Source organism: Citrobacter sp. JGM124, assembly GCF_018257795.1.
In the GTDB taxonomy this organism is placed as follows: Bacteria; Pseudomonadota; Gammaproteobacteria; order Enterobacterales; family Enterobacteriaceae; genus JGM124.
Map to the genome: position 1 here is coordinate 284,156 of NZ_JAERJD010000008.1, position 8,009 is coordinate 292,164.

5 protein-coding genes are annotated in these 8,009 nt (G+C 47.5%); 3 read left to right on the forward strand and 2 right to left on the reverse strand.

What is annotated here, in order from left to right; all coding sequences use genetic code 11:
* Positions 1-8: 8 nt before the first annotated feature.
* The 3 genes from gcvT (at position 9) to gcvP (ending at position 4,592) form a co-directional block, all read left to right on the forward strand.
* Entirely contained in the window at positions 9-1,106 is a 1,098-nt protein-coding gene (gene gcvT / locus JK154_RS13335; RefSeq protein ID WP_211993030.1) for a glycine cleavage system aminomethyltransferase GcvT, read from the forward strand.
* A gap of 30 nt (positions 1,107-1,136) precedes the next feature.
* Positions 1,137-1,526 carry a glycine cleavage system protein GcvH gene (gene gcvH, locus JK154_RS13340; protein WP_211993031.1) on the forward strand — a complete coding sequence of 130 codons (390 nt, stop codon included), beginning with the start codon at positions 1,137-1,139 and terminating at the stop codon, positions 1,524-1,526.
* Between the two features lie 192 nt (positions 1,527-1,718).
* A complete protein-coding gene (gene gcvP, locus JK154_RS13345; protein WP_211993032.1) occupies positions 1,719-4,592 on the forward strand; it encodes an aminomethyl-transferring glycine dehydrogenase in 2,874 nt (957 codons plus the stop codon).
* 220 nt (positions 4,593-4,812) lie between these two features.
* Here the strand turns inward: gcvP and JK154_RS13350 are convergent, their stop codons facing one another.
* Together JK154_RS13350 and JK154_RS13355 are read right to left on the reverse strand one after the other, a co-directional pair.
* Positions 4,813-5,784, reverse strand: a complete 972-nt coding sequence (locus tag JK154_RS13350) for a hypothetical protein (RefSeq protein ID WP_211993033.1) — start codon at positions 5,782-5,784, stop codon at positions 4,813-4,815.
* A gap of 164 nt (positions 5,785-5,948) precedes the next feature.
* Positions 5,949-8,009, reverse strand: a 2,061-nt coding sequence (locus JK154_RS13355; RefSeq protein ID WP_211993034.1) for an Ig-like domain-containing protein, incomplete at its 5' end; no start/stop codon positions are given.

Below are 8,009 nucleotides of genomic sequence, written 5' to 3' on the forward strand. Positions count from 1 at the left end.
AGGAAAAAATGACTCAACAAACCCCCTTATTTGAACAGCATCAGCAATGTGGTGCGCGTATGGTTGATTTCCATGGCTGGATGATGCCATTGCATTATGGCTCCCAGCTTGATGAACACCATGCCGTCCGTACTGATGCCGGTATGTTTGATGTTTCTCACATGACTATCGTTGATCTTCATGGTAGCCGGGCTCAGGAATTTTTACGTTACCTGGTCGCCAATGATGTCGCGAAACTCACTCAGCCAGGAAAAGCGCTCTATACCGGAATGCTCAATGCATCCGGCGGTGTGATTGATGACTTGATCATCTATTTCCTGGGAACTGACTATTTTCGCCTGGTGGTGAACTCTGCCACGCGTGAGAAAGATCTCGCCTGGATACGTCAACAAGCTGAACCCTTTGCGGTTTCTCTGTCTGTACGGGATGACCTCGCCTTGATTGCTGTTCAGGGGCCGAATGCAAAAGCCAGGGTTGCGACACTACTCAGTGATCAACAGCGTCAGACCGTTACAGGTATGAAGCCATTCTTTGGTGTTCAGGCGGGTGACTTGTTTATCGCCACGACCGGTTACACCGGCGAAGAGGGCTATGAAATTGCCCTTGCCAATGATCAGGCGGCGGATTTCTGGCAACGGTTACTGGCCGCCGGTGTTACACCTTGCGGATTAGGCGCGCGTGATACCTTGCGCCTTGAAGCAGGAATGAATTTATACGGCCAGGAGATGGATGAAGAGACATCGCCACTGGTTGCGAACATGGGGTGGACTGTTGCCTGGCAACCTGAAGATCGTGATTTCATTGGTCGCGAGGCACTGGAGGCACAGCGTTCAACGGTAGAAGAAAAACTCGTGGGCCTGGTACTGGAAGACAAAGGAGTCCTGCGTAGTGGGTTACTTGTTCGCTTTACTGATGCGGCCGGTCACCTTTATGAAGGCAAAATCACCAGCGGCAGTTTCTCCCCTACACTCGGCTACAGTATCGCCCTCGCGCGGGTCCCAAAAAATATTGGTGATACGGCGATTGTTGAGATACGCAAGCGTGAGCTACCTGTTAAGGTCACCAAGCCTGTTTTTGTACGGGCGGGTGAACCAGTGCCATTTTAATCGATTGCGATATGATGTCAGGAGAAAACAATGAGCAATGTGCCGAATGAATTAAAATATACCAAAGAGCATGAGTGGTTGCGTGAAGAATCTGACGGTATTTTTACTGTAGGTATTACACAGCACGCCCAGGAATTACTGGGTGATATGGTCTTCATTGATTTACCGGAGGTAGGAACCCAGGTCAGCCAGGGAGACGACTGCTCCGTCGCTGAGTCAGTAAAAGCAGCTTCAGATATTTATGCGCCCATTAGCGGTGAGATTGTTGAAGTTAACCAGGCACTGGAAGATTCGCCAGAACTCGTTAACAACGAACCTTATGGAGATGGCTGGATTTTTAAAATCAAAGCCAGCGATGCAGCCGAACTGGAAGCATTGCTTATTGCTTCTGCTTATGAGGCTTTGCTGGAAGACGAGTAACTTAGCTCAGATGGAACACGTGGGTGTTCCCGCCCAGAAGCACTGGCTCTGGAAGCACAGAGCCAGTTTCTGATGCGTTACATGTCATAGTTCAGGCAGCAGGGCATTCTCTGTGTTGTGGCCTTCCTGCAACTTGAACTATCCGGTGTTTATCTCCTTTCAAAAATTCGCCTGTTTCAGGAACTGCTGCCCATGACCGAATCTTTACACCAGCTTGAAAATAAAGAAGCCTTTATTCTCCGCCATATCGGCTCTAATCAACAACAACAGCAGGATATGCTGGATGTTGTTGGTGCTCCCTCTTTGAACGCACTGATTTCTTCTCTCGTGCCAGAAGATATTCAGCTTTCCAGCCCTCCGCCTGTTGGTGACGCTGCCACTGAATTTGCCGCACTTGCCGAGCTCAAAGGGATTGCCGGGCGTAATAAACGTTTTAAAAGCTACATCGGAATGGGGTATACGGCAGTACAGACCCCGCCGGTCATTCTGCGCAATATGCTGGAAAATCCTGGCTGGTATACGGCTTATACACCTTATCAGCCTGAAGTATCTCAAGGACGACTTGAAGCTCTGTTAAACTTCCAGCAAGTTACCCTCGACTTGACCGGCATGGATATTGCCTCAGCTTCACTGTTGGATGAGGCTACAGCAGCTGCCGAAGCAATGGCAATGGCAAAGCGTGTCAGCAAACTGAAAAATGCGCACCGCTTCTTTGTCGCGGCAGATGTTCACCCGCAAACGCTGGATGTCGTGCGTACCCGAGCAGAGACTTTTGGTTTTGACATCATTGTCGATGACGCTGAAAAGGTACTGGATCACCAGGATGTATTTGGCGTTTTATTACAACAAGTGGGCACCACTGGTGCACTTCATGACTATCAGTTACTGATTGAGCAGCTGAAACAGCGTAGCATTATTGTTGCTGTTGCTGCCGATTTTATGACGCTGGTCTTGCTTGACTCTCCAGGTCAGCAGGGGGCGGATATTGTCTTTGGCTCGGCTCAACGTTTTGGTGTGCCAATGGGGTACGGTGGGCCTTACGCTGCTTTTTTTGCCGCTCGTGAACCGTTTAAACGGGCGATGCCAGGGCGCATCATTGGCGTATCACGTGATGCAGCGGGGCGCACGGCTTTGCGTATGGCAATGCAAACACGTGAGCAGCACATTCGCCGGGAAAAGGCGAATTCTAACATTTGTACCTCACAGGTGTTACTGGCCAATATTGCCAGTCTGTATGCGGTTTACCATGGTCCTGTGGGGCTAAAGCGTATCGCTTCTCGTATTCATCGTCTGACCGATATTCTGGCAGCTGGCTTGCTGCAGAAAGGTAAGTCGCTGCGTTATACCCATTGGTTTGATACACTCTGCCTTGATGTCGTTGATAAAGCAGATGTGCTGGCGCGTGCTGAAGCCCGGGAAATTAACCTGCGTAGTGATATTCTCAATGCCGTGGGTATCACCCTTGATGAAGCCACGACACGTGAAGATGTATTGGCGCTGTTTGATGTACTCCTGGGTGAAGATCATCAACTGGATATCGATACTCTTGATCAGCAAGTGAGTATGGCCGCCCCCTCAATACCTCCGTCGTTAATACGTCATGATGCTATTCTTACGCATCCGGTATTTAATCGCTACCACAGTGAAACCGAGATGATGCGTTATATGCACAGCCTTGAGCGTAAAGACTTGGCCTTAAATCAGGCAATGATCCCGCTGGGATCTTGCACCATGAAGCTGAATGCGGCTGCGGAGATGATCCCGATTACTTGGCCAGAATTTGCCGAGTTGCATCCTTTCTGTCCGGCTAACCAGGCGGAAGGCTACCATCAAATGATCTCCCAGCTTTCTGACTGGCTGGTGAAACTCACTGGATACGATGCCCTGTGTATGCAACCCAACTCTGGCGCACAAGGGGAGTATGCTGGCTTACTGGCGATTCGTCGTTATCACGAAAATCGCCAGCAGGGGCACCGCCATCTTTGTCTGATCCCGAGTTCGGCTCATGGAACAAATCCGGCATCTGCTCAGATGGCTGGCATGGACGTTATCGTTGTGGCTTGTGATGCAGACGGTAATATTGACCTACAAGATTTACGTCTGAAAGCAGAAACTGCAGGTGATGCTCTCTCTTGTATTATGGTGACTTATCCTTCCACACATGGTGTGTATGAAGAGACTATCCGTGAAGTCTGTGAAATAGTGCATCAGTTTGGTGGTCAGGTTTATCTTGATGGTGCCAACATGAATGCCCAGGTGGGGATTACCTCCCCCGGATATATTGGGGCGGATGTTTCCCACCTTAATCTCCATAAAACTTTCTGTATTCCGCACGGTGGTGGTGGGCCTGGCATGGGGCCCATTGGTGTTAAAGCGCATTTAGCTCCTTTTGTTCCTGGACACAGTGTCGTACAGATTGATGGGATGCTGACTCAGCAAGGTGCTGTTTCAGCCGCACCATTCGGTAGCGCATCTATCCTCCCCATCAGCTGGATGTATATTCGTATGATGGGAGCTGAGGGCCTGAAAAAAGCGAGCCAGGTTGCTATCTTAAATGCTAACTATATTGCTACTCGTTTGAAGCATGCTTTTCCGGTGCTTTATACTGGCAAAGATGGCCGGGTTGCCCATGAGTGCATCCTTGATATTCGCCCGATAAAAGAGAGCAGCGGGATTAGTGAACTGGATATTGCGAAACGCTTAATTGATTTTGGCTTCCATGCTCCGACCATGTCATTCCCGGTAGCAGGCACGCTGATGGTTGAACCAACGGAATCAGAAAGTAAGGCTGAACTGGATCGCTTCATTGATGCCATGCTGGCAATTCGTGATGAAATTGAATATGTGATTAAGGGAGAGTGGCCGCTGGCTGATAATCCTCTGGTTAATGCGCCACACACCCAGGATGAGATGGTGGCGGAATGGGGACATCCATACAGTCGCGAGCAGGCAGTATTCCCTGCCGGTTATACGAATAAATACTGGCCGACGGTCAAACGGCTGGATGATGTTTATGGTGACAGAAATTTATTTTGTTCCTGTGCACCAGTAAGTGATTATCAGTAAATTGATTTGTAAATAAAAAAGGGCATGAACATGCCCTTTTTTATAATAAAGGATCTGGCCTGGAATATAGTTCATTTTGGGAGGCTGTTATACAGTATGCGATATCTGAGTCATTCTTTATAATAGTTATCATCGAAAGTCAGCGAACTATAGTTTATATTTTTTGAGCAGTGTATAAACTATAGTGCTGATATCTTCCTAAGGGATGTTTTTTATCCGGCTATTCAAATGAATCGATACTCATAGCTAAATTTGGGTTTGTACTTGTGGCGGTGGTTTGATTATTCTGATACAGCCAGGTTTCATCTGCGTTTGTCAGGAAAATATTCTGATCGAAGTTTTTTGTCGCATTGCCATTTGCATCCAGAGAGAAATTGATCTCCACAGGAGATGACGATGTTGTGGATGGAAGAATGGTCTTTCCTGACATGGATAGCTGGTAACCTAATCCGCTTTTATCTGTACTGAATAAGCTATTGCCAGAAGAGCTATTTGTGTATAGTTTCATATTCACGATTCTGTTTTTCAGCAAATCTACCGGGGTACAGGAAACACTAGCAGAACCAATAGACGTGAGAGTCTGTCCATTTGATATTAGATTATCATTAATATTTATGGGCTTTGTACTTGGAATACCATTGAGTGAATAGGTACAATTCCCTGTCGCAATGTTGCTGAGATTTTTTAAAGAAAATTTGAAGTTTTTGGCATCATTATTGCTGTTTATGCCACCTTGTCCATCAAGTTGATAAATAGCCAAATCACCATTAAATCCAGATGAAATATTCCCCGTTTTTTTTATGAAAACCTGAACTGTGATTTGTCCTGTTTGCGAACCTCCTTTTGAAACATGAATATCAGTTTGTATTTTACTGGTTGTTAAGTCATAAGTTTTCCCGTTATAAACCAGACCAAATGACATGCCTGCTGGTAGTGTGGTTTTATCAGGGAAGGGATAGAAATAGACATATTCATCAACGTCTGCCTTATCGCAGTATATATTTCTAGTATATTCCATGGACCGCCAGATGATTTCACCATTCTGAGCGGACTCGGGTATAATAATATCTGCAACACTTTCAGAATCTGTAGTTTCCTTCACATTATTAATAACGGCGTAGCAATCTAATGCAAATGAAAAATTTGAAAAGGAAAGTAAAAAAACAAACATTATAGAGAGAAGTATTTTCATTATCTATATCCTTAATGTCATTACAGCTTAATGGCACTGTGATGATATCGTCAGCGTCTTTAAGATCCTGATAACCCGATAGTAAATGTCAGGTTAAATATTAATTATTATTTCACCTTCACCATGAAATATTTATCATGATGAAGGTGACCAATAGATACAACTTACAACGATGGCGTAACTATATTCACTGTAGCCAGACTGAATTTCAGTGTAACGCTTGCCTCCGCCACTGATGAATTCATTGTGGATGCTATGGTTACATTGTTTGATCCGGCAATAGAACTTGATACGGCTGTGGTCACCGTCCCATCACTGGACGTACTGATTTTTCTGGCTTCTGTTAACACAGGGGAGGTTAACGTCAGCTCATATGATGGCACGGTATTACCGTATTGATCTTTCACGGTGATTAAAATGTCATAACTTGTTGCCCCATCCGCTGGCGTTAATTTCTTTCCGTTACTCAGTACCGATGCGGTGATAACAGCACTCGCGGCATCAGCATCAATGGAATAAATTGGTGACTCGGTGGCGGTTCCCCAGTCAGTGAGTTGCAACGAGGCTTTGAGCCCTGTCCCTACCGTATTAGCAGTATAGGTACGGCTGTAAGTCCCGTTGCTATTCTCTATCCAATTGCTATTCGCCTTTGTGGTTGCATTGGCGACATCAACAACAGAGTCTGTTAAGGCGCTGACTTTTCCTGTGACGATGTTACCCTGTGCATCTTTGAGAGTCACTGTGACCAGCATATCTGTCTTAACCACATAAGCACTCTGGTTTGTCTCGATAGAAGAGGTTCCGACAACCGGCGCCCCTGCCGCAAACAACAGGTTCAGACTTACGGCTGTCGTGGTTGGCTGACTGCCCAAATAGGCCTGGACCTGCGTGTTGCCTGCTTTTGTGTTGGTTAACGTGAATATGGCTTGTCCGCTGGCATTGGTAGTAATGGTTTGTGTGGCTGGTGCTGCGCTGTTATTTGCACTAAAGACGACACTCACATCCGGCACCAGGTTGCCCTGTGCATCTTTGACGATTGCCTGGACCTTATTTTCTGCCTTGCCGTCAGCGATACTATTATTCGTGACGATGGTAAAGTCCGTCGATTTCAACTCTGCAGTTTCCGAATCAGCTTTAAATGTGAGAACAGTCGTTTTGCTGCTTTCATTGATACTAAAGGTATAGTCCTCTGAACCTGCATTGGTATTCGTGATACTAACGGTTAATTGCCCGTTGGCATCAGTCGTATCATTCGCAGGAACCGTGCTATAGCCTGCAGTGGTAGGCACAGTAATGGTAACCTGCGCATTTGGAACCACATTCCCCTGTTTATCTTCAACTGTAATGATGACCTTATTGGTATCCTCACCATTTGCTTTCACATCATTCATTTCGATATTCACGCTCTTGATCAGCGCGGTAGCGATATCGGCGATAAAGCTCACCTGCCTGTCGGCATTCACACTGGCGGTGTCACCCACACGGGCCATAACGGTAATATCGGCCACTGCGACGTTGGTGCTGGTCAGGGTGATGGTTGCCTCACCACTGGCATTGGTGACGCCGTTGGGGATTTCCGGTAGTCCGGATTTATTCGCCGTGGCAGTGACAGTCGCACCGGGTACCGGGTTGTCGTTACTGTCCTTCACCGTCACCGTGTAGGTAAAGCTGCTGATACCGTCAGCGATTTTGCTGACATCAGAGCCCTGAAGCTTCACGGAGGTCACTTTGGCTGAGGCGCTGTCGGCGATAAAGCTCACCTTCTTATCGGCATTCACTCTGGCGGTGTCACCCACACGGGCCATAACGGTAATATCGGCCACTGCGACGTTGGTGCTGGTCAGGGTGATGGTTGTCTCGCCACTGGCGTTAGTGATGCCACTGGAGGCTGTATCCACCGCGGATTTGTCCGCCGTGGGGGTGACAGTCGCACCAGGCACCGGGTTGCCGTTACTGTCCTTCACCGTCACCGTATAAGCAAAGTTATTCGTGGCATTGGCGATTTTGCTGACGTCAGTGCCCTGTAGCGCCACACTCACCACATGAGCGGTGGCGATGTTGGCGATAAAGCTCACCTGCCTGTCGGCATTCACTATGGCGGTGTCACCCACGCGGGCACTGACGGTAATATCGGCCACTGCAACGTTGGTGCTGGTCAGGGTGATGGTTGTCTCACCACTGGTGTTAGTGATGCCACTGGAGGTTATATCCACCTTGGATTTGTC

What these genes read in the sequence shown, in the direction of transcription:
- gcvT (WP_211993030.1), top strand. Translation starts at nt 9, where the DNA reads ATGACTCAACAAACCCCCTTATTTGAACAGCATCAGCAATGTGGTGCG.
- gcvH (WP_211993031.1), top strand. Translation starts at nt 1,137, where the DNA reads ATGAGCAATGTGCCGAATGAATTAAAATATACCAAAGAGCATGAGTGG.
- gcvP (WP_211993032.1), top strand. Translation starts at nt 1,719, where the DNA reads ATGACCGAATCTTTACACCAGCTTGAAAATAAAGAAGCCTTTATTCTC.
- JK154_RS13350 (WP_211993033.1), bottom strand. Translation starts at nt 5,784, where the DNA reads ATGAAAATACTTCTCTCTATAATGTTTGTTTTTTTACTTTCCTTTTCA.